This is a genomic window from Paenibacillus sp. JJ-223, from assembly GCF_927798175.1.
GTDB classification, from domain to species: domain Bacteria; phylum Bacillota; class Bacilli; order Paenibacillales; family Paenibacillaceae; genus Paenibacillus; species Paenibacillus hubeiensis.
On sequence record NZ_CAKMMP010000001.1, the window covers coordinates 594,423 to 607,443 of the forward strand.

The following is a 13,021-nucleotide window of genomic DNA, read 5'->3' on the forward strand; positions in this document are numbered from 1 at the left end:
TGAAGATGTACCTCATTGAAACAGGATTTAGGTTCGGTTCGCTCTCTTCACGTAGAGTACAAAAAGCAAATGCCCATCACCTATAGCATGATGGGCATTTCTTCATCAATCATTAAACGAATTCAATTCCACGGTCTGATTGATATCGGTTCCTTCCGTATTTTGACCCAGCAGCCTACGGAACATAAATTGGACCATCTTGAACTTGTTACCGGAATCCCAATACTCTGCAGTTTCGGCTTTGATCTTGATGAGAACGAGGTTTGGATCGTCAAACGTCGTTTCAAGTATTTTTTCGTAGGCCGGGTTCCAGAAATCTTTCACCTTCTCCGAACTGTCCACGAGTTCGGCTTCACCGCGGATGGAGACGAAAGACTTTCCTACGTATGCCACGTTGACTTGCTGGTTGTGAAGCAATTCATGAAACTTGCTAGTATCTTTCTTCGTCAAGAACCACAGGTTGCTGTCGAACTCAACGTCCTGGGTCTTCATGGGTCGGGAAACGAGCCCTCTATCGGATATCGTTGTAAGCATTGCAATCTCGATGTCTTTGATCAGTTCCTGTACCTTCTCGACCGCTTCCAGGTTGACGGAGGTTGGATTCATCTTTGGATTCCTCCTTTTGATGTATATATCTCATTATCTCCAACGCTAAGCTCGTCAAACCCCTCAGCAGGAGCAGCGTCTTCGCGGTTGTTGAAGGCGGCGAGAAAAGCAGGAATTTACATCATCGGATAGTGATTAGCCGTTTCTTCGTTTCGTTGGGCTTCAGCTATCGCTTGAACAATACGTCCAATTATGACCTCCAGCTTCGCCAGTTTAAGGGAAACCATATCAAGGTTTTGCTTGTTGCGGTTAATGATCAATTGTTCCGCTGACGACTTCGGAACCATCGCTTCCAGCTTTTCTTTGAGCTCTCCGAGTTTTATCTTCGTGTCCTCCTTGATTAGACGTCCCTGGTCACCGTGTTCAACAAGGGAGTCCAGAACAGCCTTGGTCAACTGGCGCTGTGTTAGAACAGTATCGTTGTATAGCCGTTTAAATATAGGATCCGAAGAGTTATAATACAGCTCGTTTGTCGTCATTCTCTGCAACGGATCGGGTGAGATCGTCGCTGAAAATTGCAGTTCTTTTTCTGCCGATGCTACATAAGCATCCAAGTTTTTTTCCAACTGAGAAACGGCCTCCGCCGTTTCCTCGATCTTCACAACTGCGGTATAGACCATAATCAGGTATTGCATATGGACTTTATGAAAATCCAGTATATAACCTGCTTTTCCTTTCTCCAGCGCCTTTTTCAGCTGATCGGCCGCTTTTTTGTATAGCTTGAACAAAACATCGTGGTCGACCATGAATTTGCTGATCTTTTCTAAGGCTCTTTCATGAAGAACAGGATTTTGATGTTTGTCGTTCCCTGAGGTTCCCATGTATGCCCCCCCTTATCTAAGAGTAACAGCAGCAGCCGGGGTGGATTCTTCCTCTGCAATCGGTGCAGGATTCAGCAAACTGTAAATTTGAGCCGCCGCCTCATCGCGTTCTTTTAAAATCGACAGGGCAAGCTGTTTCATTTTGATCTCTGCCTCCAGCATATCGTTGCGGAGCTCCTTCTCTCGAACAGCTTGTTCCTGCAGATTGCGGGAGTAAGCATCCAGCGCTTCGCCCTGTCCGAGCACCGCTTCGACGGCAATGCCATCAGTACGAAGAACATGCCGGTTGGCTGCCATAATAATGCCGGGGACACTAATTTTTGTTCCAGTGGCTTCGTCATAGTATTCTGTAGTGTAGTCTTTCTTAACTCTCAAATAACTGGAGAGTGGCACGACATTTCCATCAGAATCAGTAAACTGTTCTTCCTCAACGAAGACATGGTGGCGATCCTTGTAATCGAAAATGTTTGTCATTTGATTCAAAATTGCATTTCGGATTTCAGCCCGTTTTTCTTCCACGATCACCTCAGCCAAAAGGCCATCAAGCTCCGGAAGGGTCACTTCCCTGTAGTAGTCGTTATCTGCACAGAAATAGCCGATCCGCAAGTCTACCAGGTGTAGCAGCGTTATAAATTCCTGATTCATTTGACGGAACACGAAATTAAGAGTACGGCTCATATTCACATTTTCGATCTCTCGGATAATGACGTTTTCTTCCGATTTGGTCGTTTTGATTTCGTAAGTGGTTTCCACTTTCAAGTCACGGCGTGCCGAGGCTTTGGACACATGTTTTTCGGCCGCATTTACAATGTTTTTGGTCAGTTGCTCGCGCGCGGCATTCGTCGTGCCACTAGTTGATGCACTTGCCGATGCGCTCAGGCATCCGCCCCAGCTGATACCCATGCTTGCTTCAAGTTTGTAGGCATCGCTTTCCTCATATACTGTTTTATTGGACGATTCGTCCCCGATTGATTTTTCGAATTCCAATGCGATATCGTCCGTTACGGAATCAAGAATGCTGGACGCATCCTTTAAGCTTTCTTCACTTTGCGTATAGGACCGAATCGTTATTTTGCTCTTTTCGCCCGGCAGAAGAGAGAACGTGTTCAGCATGCGGCCAATCCCGTATTGTCCGCAGAAAGAAGAAAGGCGGTAGGACTCAATCAAAATGATGCGGTTAGTGCGGGAGGTAATCTCCGGAACGATGGTGACATTCACCTTTATCATTGTCTCCACCGTATTGCCTGCAAGATCCGTTGCTCTAGCAGTTATAAAATGATGGCCAGATTGGTCAATTTGAACGGCGGCTTTCCACTTTGACCAATTATTAGGCTCGACTTCGGCTGCACGTGTATAAACGGGATTATTATCAACAGTCACCTCTACGACTCGTATGCCATGATCGTCTAGGGCAGTTCCCGTCACCTCCAGGATTGCTCCTTTCGTATGCGTCCCGGCCACATTTCCGTCTGCTGCGGGCGAAGTAATAGAAATGGTGGGTGGAGTGGCATCGATCAATACCGTAAGGCTCGTTTCTCCAGTTAATCCAAAGCTGTCTGTAGCGCGAGCTACAATTGAATGGTTTCCTGCTCCTAACGTCAGCGCTTTTTTCCAGTTTGCGTATCGGTCAGACGTATCGACCAACACCGAGGCTCCGCCATCGACAATAAGTTCAACTTTGGAAACACCATGTATATCCGACGCGGTACCCTCAATCATCACGGAAATGGAGTCTCTCCCGGCAGCGCTGTAATGCTGTCCCGGAACAGGGGAGGTAATTGCTACGGTTGGTGGAACCGTGTCCGGATCCTCGAGATCTACGTTTACCGTTACCGTCGATACGTTCGTAACCGAACCGAAACTGTGCTCTGCCTGTGCTTTAATGGCCAGGCTTCCTTCTGTCGCAATTATTGTATTGAACGTCCAGGAACCATTGGTTAAAAGCGTGGCTTCATTGTAGTCTCCATCTCCTATTTTAACTCTGACATGTGAAATCGTGCCTCCGCCTACGGTTACCAAGGCTTTACCCGTGATGGTCACTGGAGCTCCGGTATGTGGTCCGGTAATCCTGGTGTTTGGGGCCGGCGAAGTAATCGACACGCTGATTTTCGGATCTACCGGGTCAGGAAAGCTGCCGTCACCACCGCCGCCCGGATCCGTGGGAACGGAAGGAGGGTATCCGCCGTCGTCGGTCGTAGGCAGAGGCGGGCGAAGGGAAGCTGCGTTCACCGCATTTATAGAAGCGGTAGAATCACCTTTGAACCGGTGGGCCAATGCACCAGTCATCGTCCGGCAAATTGACAGCTGCTTGCCTTCAAGGGCTGCTTGCTCGACCTCCTCTTCGGTGAGCTTTTTAAGCTTTTCAGTCATCCGTTCTCCCGATCGCTTCGCTTTACGTAACGCCTCAACCGGAGACTCGTTTTTGGCGGATGCTGCTCGTGAAACGATTGAGTTATTACCGGCTGCTGACGGAAGAAAACTATCGTCGGGAAATGTCAGTTCAATGTAGGTACGACCGGTGTAGGATGTCGGTTCAGGTACGTTGTAACTGATGATGGGTGCACTGGTTTCTCCGGCTAAGCGAAGGGAGGCGTCTTGCTTTTTATTTGTGGACATTCTGAATCTACTCCTTTTTTAAATGGGAATCGTTGCGACATGGGCGCTTTCGGGCGCTGTTGCCGTCATTCACAATTCGCATTATAGAGCGTTCGAGAATAGGCTGGGGAGGATGAACTTTTCTCACCCTGCAGCGATACTGAAAGGGTGAAAAATTTTCATCCTATCAGGCGATAACCATCTTTGATATACTACATTCGAAGCTGTAGTGCTTCCGGTTTCCATAGAAAGAATACCGCGGAAGGCAGGGTGCTTACATGGAGCGTATACGCGTAATGCTCGTTGAGGACGATTCTTTCTGGCAGCAGAATATAAGCAGCGATTTGGCGGAGGAAACGGATATAGATGTTGTTGCAGTAGTGGGTACGGGAGAAGAGGCGGTTCGAACTGCACTTGAAACAGAGATCGATGTCGTACTTATGGATATTAATTTGACTGAAAACAATTTGGACGGCCTGGAGGCCGCCCATGAAATTTCAACACTGCTGACACATCGTAACGTAAAAATTATTATGCTGACCTCGCTTTCGGACAAAGACATTATTATCAAATCGTTTCAGCTGGGCGCCATGAATTACATTACGAAGCAAAGCTACAAAGACATCGTTCGTGCAGTAAGAGAAGCATATGCCAACCGGTCCGCTATTCATGCGGATGCCGCAAGTATTATGCGAAACGAGGTTCAGCTAATGCCGCTTACGCCCACGGAACGAGAAGTATTCGAGCTACGTAAGCAGGGGCTCAGCAAACAGCAAATTTCTGAAAAACTATACAAATCCACCAATACGATCAAATCACAGTTGAAAAGCATAAAAAACAAGCTCAACCCTTTTAGAAACGGTTAATTCGGCGGGCTGTAGAGAAAGGATTCCAATCAAAGTAGCGATTGGCCTTGGAAGCAGTGGTGAATCGGTTCAACGGAAAGGATAAGCCGATTACGGTGCCTTTGCCAGGCTCGGATTCAAGTATACGTATGCTTCCATTATGCTTTTGCATCACCGAAGCACAATAGGAGAGTCCTAAACCGAAGCTTAGCGTATTTTTCTTTGTTGTATAAAAGGGCTCAAAAATTTTGCTATGCTGCTCCTTCGGGATACCGCATCCATTGTCGGCAACGTTTATCAACAAGTGTTTATTCCCTGTATAAACGTGAATGCTTAGCGAGCCGTTTCGCTCAGGCATTACGTCGAGGGCATTTTGGAGCAGGTTTGACAGCGTTTCCTTGAGATGAGTGGGATCGCATCTTAACCTACCTTTCGATTCGATCAGCTCTTGAAGGACGATACCGCGTCCTTCAAGCTGCGGTTTTAAAGGGGACGTAACGGAAGAGATCAGTTCGTTAATATCCAATTCCCTCTCTTCAAGTGCGATATCATCGGCTTTATCTTTAATGCGGCTAACCATATTGAGCAAATGATTAGCCACGGTCTGTACCTGCTCAAGCGTTTGCTGTGATTTAGCAGACTGGCCGGAGTGTATGTAGTCTCCTGTTTTTTCAGCCAGGTAGCTGATCTTTTGAATTTCGTTTTTGATGGAATGATTGAGAATAGACACCCCCAGTGTCAGAGCGCGCATTGAGGAATTCAGACGTTCTCGTTCGATCCGCAATTTAATGCCGAGAAACCCGTATTTAAGCGTAAAATATACGATGGTCACGACTAGGCCTAGAACAACGAACACGTTGTTCTTCCACGCATTGTTGCTCTCCAATTGAAACTGCCATTCTTCCAAACGAAGTGTTTTAAAGCCAAGGAAATCCGTCGAAAAGGCCCAAAGGATCGCTGCCGAGAATAGGAAAGCTATTCGCCGCTTTGACCGTCTTGCTTCAGCTTCCTTTTCCAATAGATAGGAGGCGAAATAAAGACAGCAGCCCAAGATGAAGTAGAATCCGTCCCACCAGCGAAAGCTGTTGATGATAAAGATGTTTGGAGGCTCGTTCAGCAGATGGTTGCCAAGTAGACAAGCTGCGGGTATGAATAAAGCAATAGTGATCAGAATAGTGTTTTTTCTCTTACGGATCACCCCGAACCATACCCCGCTTATGCAAAAAACATACGCAAACAAGTAAAAATAAACGGTTATGGCCGCAACGCTGGACGTATAAAGAAGGTTGCTTAAGAGCGGATTGAGCAAGCCCCTGCTAGATAGATAAGGAACGATTGTTAAATGGATGGAAAAGGTGAAGCTCGCCATACCCCCGCAGAGCAGAGAAAGACCGATCCAAAAGTTTTTGCGAAAATGCTGTGACAGCATCAGGATACCCAGCAGCCATAGGGATGCGAACATGACGACATATAACCATTTCAAGAAGATGCCCTCCATTAAACTCGACTCTTTGCAATATCAAGGAACACACCTCATTTTATCATATCGTCTAAATTTATCCATTATCGTTTTCCGTTGACATCAAAGAAGATATTTATACGCCAATTCGGTACAACATCAAGGAATCATTTTTGGTGAAATAAATGGATTGACAACAAGCATTTCTATACAAATGACGGATTGGTAGATATAGAGACAACAAGGAGTGTAAGCATTCTAAGCAAGATCGCAGCTGATATCAAAAATAGGTATTATCAGTCATTATGATTGTGCTGCGCTTGACTGAATTCGCGATCTGGCATAACGCAGGATTTATCATTGGGGTTATTCTTCCTGTGTTCGTGATCTGGAGATTGAGTTCTCAAGAGGCCAAAACATGGTTTAAAAAAAGAATAACATATATCTGCCCTCGGTTCATTTCTGGTTAAATAAGTCCAGGTTCTGTGTTCAAGAGCAGCCTGTGAGAAGGCTGCTCTTTCTATTTTTTTGCCGATGCTGAATCCGATTTAAATTTCGCTATGCTCTTTCTATCTCCAAGTCTTTCAAACATCACGCTTAAATTGAAAAATGTGGAGTCAAGAAACGAATACACATTTACGAATTTGGATCAATAAAAAACCATACTTAAGTCTAATGTGTTATTGGTTTGTTGAAAAGTATAATTAAGGAAAATAATATACATAGAGATTGGAGAAAGCTAATTGCATGAAGATGAAGATGCCTGTAATGTTGCATGTGGCCCGCGCTTTACTAAGTTTGAAATTAGTCATTTTGGTATATTCGATGGTGCAGCTGCAAATTAAAATTCGAGAAGCGGATGCCAAGTTTATGTATCTAGATGCCCATTCGGAAAGCTTATATTATGCTTTTGGAGCTGCTGAAGCTAGTATCTACATTGCGTTAATCCCTGCGTTATTAGCCGTCATTTTTATTAGCTGTAAAATGTATAAAACATCTCTGATTATTGTTATCCTTGGTCTTCTTCAGGTGTTCTCTTCGAAAGAGGTCTTGTCCATTCTAATTTATATTTTTGCGGTTGTTACAATTCTTCTCCATCGTCCCAGTCAAAAATATCTTCGAAGACAATCTTCCAATACAAAAACAACCTAGCAGTATACCTAGACTTTGGGCCGACACAAAACAAGGACGTTTCTAAGCAGGATCAGGTGAGGTAAATCAATAGAAATAATACATATCAGACTTAAACACAATTCCCATCTCTCAATGCCAATTCTCTTTAGAGGGTTGGCATTTTTAAATCATAATATAATATGTAGGTAAGTGTTTCCTCGGAACAAGAGTGTGGTTAACGCCCGGTTGTACGTTATGGACCAGATCCGAACCCGTAGATGACTAGCTCAGAAATGTGGAAGAAGATGGATCAGTGGACATTCTTGCCAGGCATGATCGTTCACGGTGTGTTTAATGCGAATGCGGTGTTGTTAACAGCGATGAGTTAGAAGGATGATTTTATGATGTATGCACGAATGAGCACTGATGAAAGGAGAAGAGCCTGAGAGGAACGAAGAAATTTCGTACCCTCAGGCTCTTTGATCTTATTATAATCATAACTATATTATTCGTGATTACTTATGAAGAACATCCGCGTATTCGGAGAAACGTTCGAATCGTCCCTTGGCAAACGGGCATAAGGGCAAAATCTTGATACCGTTTTCCCGTGCGTATTCCACCATAGCTTCGACAAGCTGATCGCCAAGCCCTTGTCCCCGGTAAGCATTTTCGACCAACGTGTGATCGATAATGTAAAGCTCCGGATTTGAAATGACATATGTCATCACGGCAGCAATGCCGCCGTTATCTCGAATAAGGAATCTTTTATTAGCGGTTTCATGTTCTACAATATGCAAGTTCATTCCTCTTTCTCCGTTGAATTTTCATCGTCCAGACGTCTATACGTCAGTGCTCCGCTTGGACAGGTATCAATATGTCGGGCAATGGCCTCCGTAGTGTCGGCATCGGGATTAACCCAAGGACGTTTGCTTAAATCAAAAACACCAGGGAGGCCCTTTACGCAAATACCGGAATGAATGCATACCTCTGGATTAAACATGACCTCGATATCTTTTCCGTAATATACCTTTTGCTTTATCACGATTCCTTCACATCTTTCCCTGTTGAGTTTTTGTTTATTGACATGGGAGAAGGTAATCCTTCATACACCTGCTATATAGGCAATTTCTGTTCAATATCATTCTCTCTACTTAAATTATACCGTTTTTAATATTTTTTTTATAGACTGTTTTTTTCGTAATTCCTACACTATACTGCTAAAGACAAATCAAAAAATAAAAGAGGTGCATCCGTATGGAAGCCAAAAAAGATGTCTTAGATCAAGGTCCTTTTTTTCATGGTACTAAAGCAGAACTGAAAATTGGTGATTTATTGGAACCGCAATACTTATCCAATTACCAAGAAAAAAAATCTAACCATATATACTTTACTGCAACATTGAATGCTGCCAAATGGGGAGCGGAATTAGCAAGATCTAATTCAAAAGAAAGGATCTATATTGTAGAACCATTAGGAGATTTTGAAAATGATCCTAACTTAACGGATAAAAGATTTCCTGGAAACCCGACACGCTCATATAGATCTAAATCACCTCTAAAGATAGTCGCTGAATTAGCTTCATGGGAAAGACACTCCGATGAAGAGATCAATCATATGCTTGCATCTTTAAAAAAATTAAGTGAAGAAGGAAAAAATGTGATCTACGATTAATTTCCGCATATAGATCAATGTTCAAAAATATCCTATTTCGAATCGGGGGCTCTTTTAAGGTCCTCTTTGTTTTTTGGGGAGGAAACATAACGAGCTGCACTAGAATTGCTCGATGTTCTACAAATCTAAAAGTGAAATCGATTGTTTTAAGTTCGCAGTTTTCTCTGAATTGGGACAATGATATCGAAAGCATCAATCCATACATTGAAGCAATGGTATACGGGGATTTAGATACATTGCGTAATTTGCTGGAGGGGAAGCGTATGAGACACACGATTATTGAATATGCAGTCGGCAATCATGAATCAGGGCCGTACGGAATCACTGCCGGGAAAGACGGAGCCATTTGGTTTACGGAACAAAAGGGCAATCATATCGGGCGAATAGACGCCAAAGGCAAGATCACATCATTCTCGATTCCGACAGAAAACGCTGGAGCGATGTCTATCATTTCGGATCAGGCGGGCGACCTGTGGTTCACAGAATATAACGCAAATAAGATTGGCAGAATGTCGTTAAACGGTCAATTCAAAGAATATGATGTGCCGACTTCGGGCTCTGCGCCATTCGGGATTACAGAAGGTCCTGACGGTGGGATTTGGTTTACCCAGATGAAGAGCGGAAAGATCGGAAGTATAACAATGAGAGGGGAAATGACGGAGTTTGATTTGCCTGCCCAGGATACGTTCCCCTCTTTTATTATTACGGGTCCTGATAAGGCGTTATGGTTTACACAGAATCAAAACAATACGATCGGAAGGATAACCACGGATGGGAAAATGATGGAGTATCAAATCCCTACACCGAATTCCGGGCCTGTCGGTATTGCTTGCGGGCCGGATGGGGCTGTTTGGTTTGTGCAAATTAATGCAAATAACATCGGTAGAATTACGCCTTCAGGCGAAATAAAGGAATTTCCGATTCCTACGCCGAACGCTCGTCCCCACGCTATAATCTCTGGAAGGAACGGGGATCTTTGGTTTACGGAATGGGGCGGCAACAAGATCGGTCGAATAACGATCGATGGAATGATTACGGAATATCCGATTCCTATGAAAAATGCAGAACCGCATGGTATTGCGCTAGGTAGTGACGGGGATATTTGGTTTGCTGAAGAGTGTAATCAAATTGGGCGTCTCGTCAACCTTACATGAGTGTAAGGCAATTGTCATCTAGATCAATGGTATCAACCTAGCTGTCCCCCTATACTAATCCATTGATAGGATTATTTTTAAGGGGGAGTTGGTGTGAGGTTTTTTGAAATGCTGCTTTTCTTCTCAAGTGCTTGTTTGTTGGCACTCCTGTTCATTTTCAATCCACGTATTCGAAGATCAGCTTTGCTCCTGACAAGCGGAGCAGGCTCCATTTTTTTAGTGACACATTTGCTTGTCGAAGGATACAGGGTTCAGCTTTTATTTTTATACGGATTTACGATCCTGATGCTTATGCTTTCGCTTAAAGACGTTTTCATAATGCCGAAAGTCGTTCGGACTGCTTCGCGAATCCGTAGGGTGCTGGGCCGACTTTTTATCGTGATTGGGTTAATCACAACGGGGTGCTTCCTCTATGTGTTTCCCGTATTCGACTTTCCAGCGCCAACTGGCAAGTTGAAGGTTGGCACGCAAGTTTTTCATTTCGTCGATTCAAACCGGGAGGAGACATTTGGAAATTCCGCGACAGGCAAGAGGGAGTTGATGGTTCAGGTATGGTATCCGGCTCAAGCTGACACCGGAAAGTACACGCCCTTTATCCCCGATACCGGAATCTTATCTTATATGGCGGAGAGCTATGGTCTTCCCGGGTTTACTTTTCAACACCTAAAGTACGTATCCAGTCATGCTTATTCGGGGGCCGAAGTTTCTTCGGCACAGACTCGATACCCGCTAATCTTGGCGAATCCAGGCAATGGTTCCTCAAGGTTCCTTCACACGTCGCAAGCCGAAAATCTCGCGAGTCACGGATATATCGTGGCCGTGGTCGACCACACCTACAATACAATTGCAACCGAATTTCCGGACGGACGAATCACGACGGACACAACGAACGACTTATTTTCGCCCGACCAGGATTACCGGACGAGTAGAAGAGTTCGCGACGAGTTAGGAAAAGTTCTAACCGACGATGTGGCGTTCGTGCTGGACCAATTCGAGCTCATCCAATCAGGGCAGATTCCAAGTCATCTCAAAGGGAGGATGGATCTCGGTCATGTCGGGGTGTTCGGCCATTCCATCGGCGGAGCGACGGCCTATGATGCTTCTTACGATCCGCGCATCACGGCTGGAGTCGACCTTGATGGAGGGCTTTATCGACTGCGTGACCGAGAGGGTCTGCGAAAGCCGTTTTTGTTCATCAACTCGGAGAGCTATTTCGAAAAACTAAAAAGGGTGATGGATGGCCGGGTCTACACCGATGCAGAGCTTAACCGTATGGGCTCGACAAGAGAGTGGGAAGATCAAGTAACGGAAGATAAAAAATTGGAGCTTGAACGGATGCGCGAAACGGTCGACGAAGGGGGACAAGTTCTCTATATCGAAAATACAGAGCATTTGAATTTTACCGACGTCCAGTTCATTTCTCCGATTTTCAACATGCTTGGCATTACAGGAAAGATTGCGCCTGAGAGAGCGAGCTCCATAATCAATGCCTATATGCTGGACTTTTTTGATATGTATTTGAAAAATAAAGGCGGAATATTAATGAAGGGACCGGATAGCCGCTTTCCGGAGGTAAAGTTCGTAAACTCGCTATAACACTTGTCAAAGAAAACGCTGGATTAAATTTTGGGCTGAAAGGAGACAAAAATAGCATCTATAGATAAATAGCCATTGGATTAAGTTAACCGCCTTTCATTGGGCGGTTAACTTTTGTGTGAAAACCACGCATTGAATGAAGAGAATGAAGATAGAATATCCTTTCAGGAAACTACACTTCGGCGTGCACCAACATGGAGCGGGCGGAAAAGGAGGTTAAAAACCTCATCTACAACATCAAAATTTCACGTTATACAACAGTGATCGTTCCATAGTACATATACATGCCACAATTGAAATGATATGTTCCAGGTTTCAAATCATTTAACGTAATGAAGTTATCTCCCTTTTCAAGGTACACATCAATGCCCAGATCCGTGGACTCCACACTTTTTATACAAGTATAGCCTGTTTGTTTTATAAAATTTAATTTTGTAGGAACACCTGCTTGGACTACAATATTGTCTTGGCTAAAACCATTAGATTTGACATCCACTGAAATCACCTTATAGCCTGCATTTTCTTGAGCAGAGCTCTGTTGCTTATTTTGGGAAGAAACTGCTGAGGCTCGATGATCTTGATACTGATTAAAAAGCAGTAAACCGACCGAAACCGTTCCAAAGGCAACCGTTATGATACCTGCAATAAAGGGCACGCTGATCCCGTTACGTTTGGTTTTATGGGTTTCCACTGAATTTGAACTTGTTAATTGAAGAACAACACAAAAGATAAGGATAAACAAGATATCAATAAACAATGCCATGATATAGGTAAAACCAAGCATTGAACCGAGCATGGCCCCCATCATTCCACCCATAATTCCAGCCAACATACCATCCAACGATGCCAGTATGCTCACAGGCTTTCCTGTAAAGTAACCGGTCCCCAAACCGAATAAAATAGCGATAATTGAAGGAACTGCCAAATCATGATCAAACACAATGCCCAGTTGAAAACCAAGGGCAAGACTAGACATCATTCCAATGCTCATGGCAATCATCATTCCAGGCATGCCCGTGATTCTGCTTTTTTGTTTATGGGTGTTCAGAACCATGTATCCGGACAATAACACAATCATTAATATGCTTAATAATGTAAGTACCATTATAAGAAGCCCTCCGATATATATAAATTGATATAATCACTTACTACACATTGTAG

The 13,021-nt window shown here is 44.2% G+C and carries 12 protein-coding genes; 5 read left to right on the forward strand and 7 right to left on the reverse strand.

All coding sequences use genetic code 11. From position 1 onward, the window contains the following. Nucleotides 1-105: 105 nt before the first annotated feature. The 3 genes from L6H98_RS02470 to L6H98_RS02480 all read right to left on the reverse strand — a co-directional run bounded on the left by L6H98_RS02470 (nucleotide 106) and on the right by L6H98_RS02480 (nucleotide 4,043). On the reverse strand, nucleotides 106-606 hold the full coding sequence (locus L6H98_RS02470; protein WP_236412611.1) for a pyridoxamine 5'-phosphate oxidase family protein: 501 nt from the start codon (nucleotides 604-606) through the stop codon (nucleotides 106-108). Nucleotides 607-722: 116 nt separating this feature from the next. Further along, complete coding sequence (locus tag L6H98_RS02475; RefSeq protein ID WP_236412613.1) at nucleotides 723-1,427, reverse strand: hypothetical protein; 705 nt, start codon at nucleotides 1,425-1,427, stop codon at nucleotides 723-725. 12 nt (nucleotides 1,428-1,439) lie between these two features. After that, nucleotides 1,440-4,043, reverse strand: coding sequence for an Ig-like domain-containing protein (locus tag L6H98_RS02480; RefSeq protein ID WP_236412614.1), 2,604 nt, complete (start codon nucleotides 4,041-4,043; stop codon nucleotides 1,440-1,442). A 257-nt stretch (nucleotides 4,044-4,300) separates the two neighbouring features. Between L6H98_RS02480 and L6H98_RS02485 the strand changes: the two genes are divergently transcribed. Further along, nucleotides 4,301-4,888 (forward strand): response regulator transcription factor, encoded by a 588-nt coding sequence (locus L6H98_RS02485; RefSeq protein ID WP_236412615.1) that lies wholly within the window; start codon nucleotides 4,301-4,303, stop codon nucleotides 4,886-4,888. On the opposite strand, the gene L6H98_RS02490 is transcribed toward L6H98_RS02485, so the two are convergent. Then, entirely contained in the window at nucleotides 4,875-6,296 is a 1,422-nt protein-coding gene (locus L6H98_RS02490) for a HAMP domain-containing sensor histidine kinase (RefSeq protein ID WP_236412616.1), read from the reverse strand. The two genes, L6H98_RS02485 and L6H98_RS02490, sit on opposite strands and share 14 nt — an antisense overlap. Nucleotides 6,297-7,073: 777 nt before the next feature. On the opposite strand from L6H98_RS02490, the gene L6H98_RS02495 reads away from it, so the two are divergent. Continuing rightward, nucleotides 7,074-7,478: a hypothetical protein gene (locus L6H98_RS02495; RefSeq protein WP_236412617.1), complete on the forward strand. Its 405-nt coding sequence runs from the start codon at nucleotides 7,074-7,076 to the stop codon at nucleotides 7,476-7,478. Between the two features lie 476 nt (nucleotides 7,479-7,954). On the opposite strand, the gene L6H98_RS02500 is transcribed toward L6H98_RS02495, so the two are convergent. Both L6H98_RS02500 and L6H98_RS02505 read right to left on the reverse strand, forming a co-directional pair. Continuing rightward, nucleotides 7,955-8,236 (reverse strand): GNAT family N-acetyltransferase, encoded by a 282-nt coding sequence (locus L6H98_RS02500; protein ID WP_236412957.1) that lies wholly within the window; start codon nucleotides 8,234-8,236, stop codon nucleotides 7,955-7,957. Between the two features lie 2 nt (nucleotides 8,237-8,238). Continuing rightward, nucleotides 8,239-8,481 (reverse strand): (4Fe-4S)-binding protein, encoded by a 243-nt coding sequence (locus tag L6H98_RS02505; RefSeq protein ID WP_290371407.1) that lies wholly within the window; start codon nucleotides 8,479-8,481, stop codon nucleotides 8,239-8,241. A 212-nt stretch (nucleotides 8,482-8,693) separates the two neighbouring features. On the opposite strand from L6H98_RS02505, the gene arr reads away from it, so the two are divergent. The 3 genes from arr to L6H98_RS02520 all read left to right on the forward strand — a co-directional run bounded on the left by arr (nucleotide 8,694) and on the right by L6H98_RS02520 (nucleotide 11,860). Continuing rightward, nucleotides 8,694-9,110, forward strand: a complete 417-nt coding sequence (gene arr / locus L6H98_RS02510) for an NAD(+)--rifampin ADP-ribosyltransferase (protein WP_236412618.1) — start codon at nucleotides 8,694-8,696, stop codon at nucleotides 9,108-9,110. 263 nt (nucleotides 9,111-9,373) lie between these two features. Further along, complete coding sequence (locus tag L6H98_RS02515; RefSeq protein ID WP_236412619.1) at nucleotides 9,374-10,264, forward strand: Virginiamycin B lyase; 891 nt, start codon at nucleotides 9,374-9,376, stop codon at nucleotides 10,262-10,264. A 93-nt stretch (nucleotides 10,265-10,357) separates the two neighbouring features. Next, the gene (locus L6H98_RS02520) at nucleotides 10,358-11,860 is read left to right on the forward strand and encodes a dienelactone hydrolase (protein WP_236412620.1); all 1,503 of its coding nucleotides are present in this window, start codon (nucleotides 10,358-10,360) and stop codon (nucleotides 11,858-11,860) included. 250 nt (nucleotides 11,861-12,110) lie between these two features. On the opposite strand, the gene L6H98_RS02525 is transcribed toward L6H98_RS02520, so the two are convergent. Beyond that, the gene (locus L6H98_RS02525; protein WP_236412621.1) at nucleotides 12,111-12,965 is read right to left on the reverse strand and encodes a cupredoxin domain-containing protein; all 855 of its coding nucleotides are present in this window, start codon (nucleotides 12,963-12,965) and stop codon (nucleotides 12,111-12,113) included. Nucleotides 12,966-13,021 lie beyond the last annotated feature (56 nt).

Coding starts and splice junctions, on each gene's coding strand:
- L6H98_RS02480 (WP_236412614.1), bottom strand. CDS start 4,043: ATGTCCACAAATAAAAAGCAAGACGCCTCCCTTCGCTTAGCCGGAGAA.
- L6H98_RS02490 (WP_236412616.1), bottom strand. CDS start 6,296: ATGCTGTCACAGCATTTTCGCAAAAACTTTTGGATCGGTCTTTCTCTG.
- L6H98_RS02525 (WP_236412621.1), bottom strand. CDS start 12,965: ATGGTACTTACATTATTAAGCATATTAATGATTGTGTTATTGTCCGGA.
- arr (WP_236412618.1), top strand. CDS start 8,694: ATGGAAGCCAAAAAAGATGTCTTAGATCAAGGTCCTTTTTTTCATGGT.
- L6H98_RS02470 (WP_236412611.1), bottom strand. CDS start 606: ATGAATCCAACCTCCGTCAACCTGGAAGCGGTCGAGAAGGTACAGGAA.
- L6H98_RS02485 (WP_236412615.1), top strand. CDS start 4,301: ATGGAGCGTATACGCGTAATGCTCGTTGAGGACGATTCTTTCTGGCAG.
- L6H98_RS02475 (WP_236412613.1), bottom strand. CDS start 1,427: ATGGGAACCTCAGGGAACGACAAACATCAAAATCCTGTTCTTCATGAA.
- L6H98_RS02495 (WP_236412617.1), top strand. CDS start 7,074: ATGAAGATGAAGATGCCTGTAATGTTGCATGTGGCCCGCGCTTTACTA.
- L6H98_RS02515 (WP_236412619.1), top strand. CDS start 9,374: ATGAGACACACGATTATTGAATATGCAGTCGGCAATCATGAATCAGGG.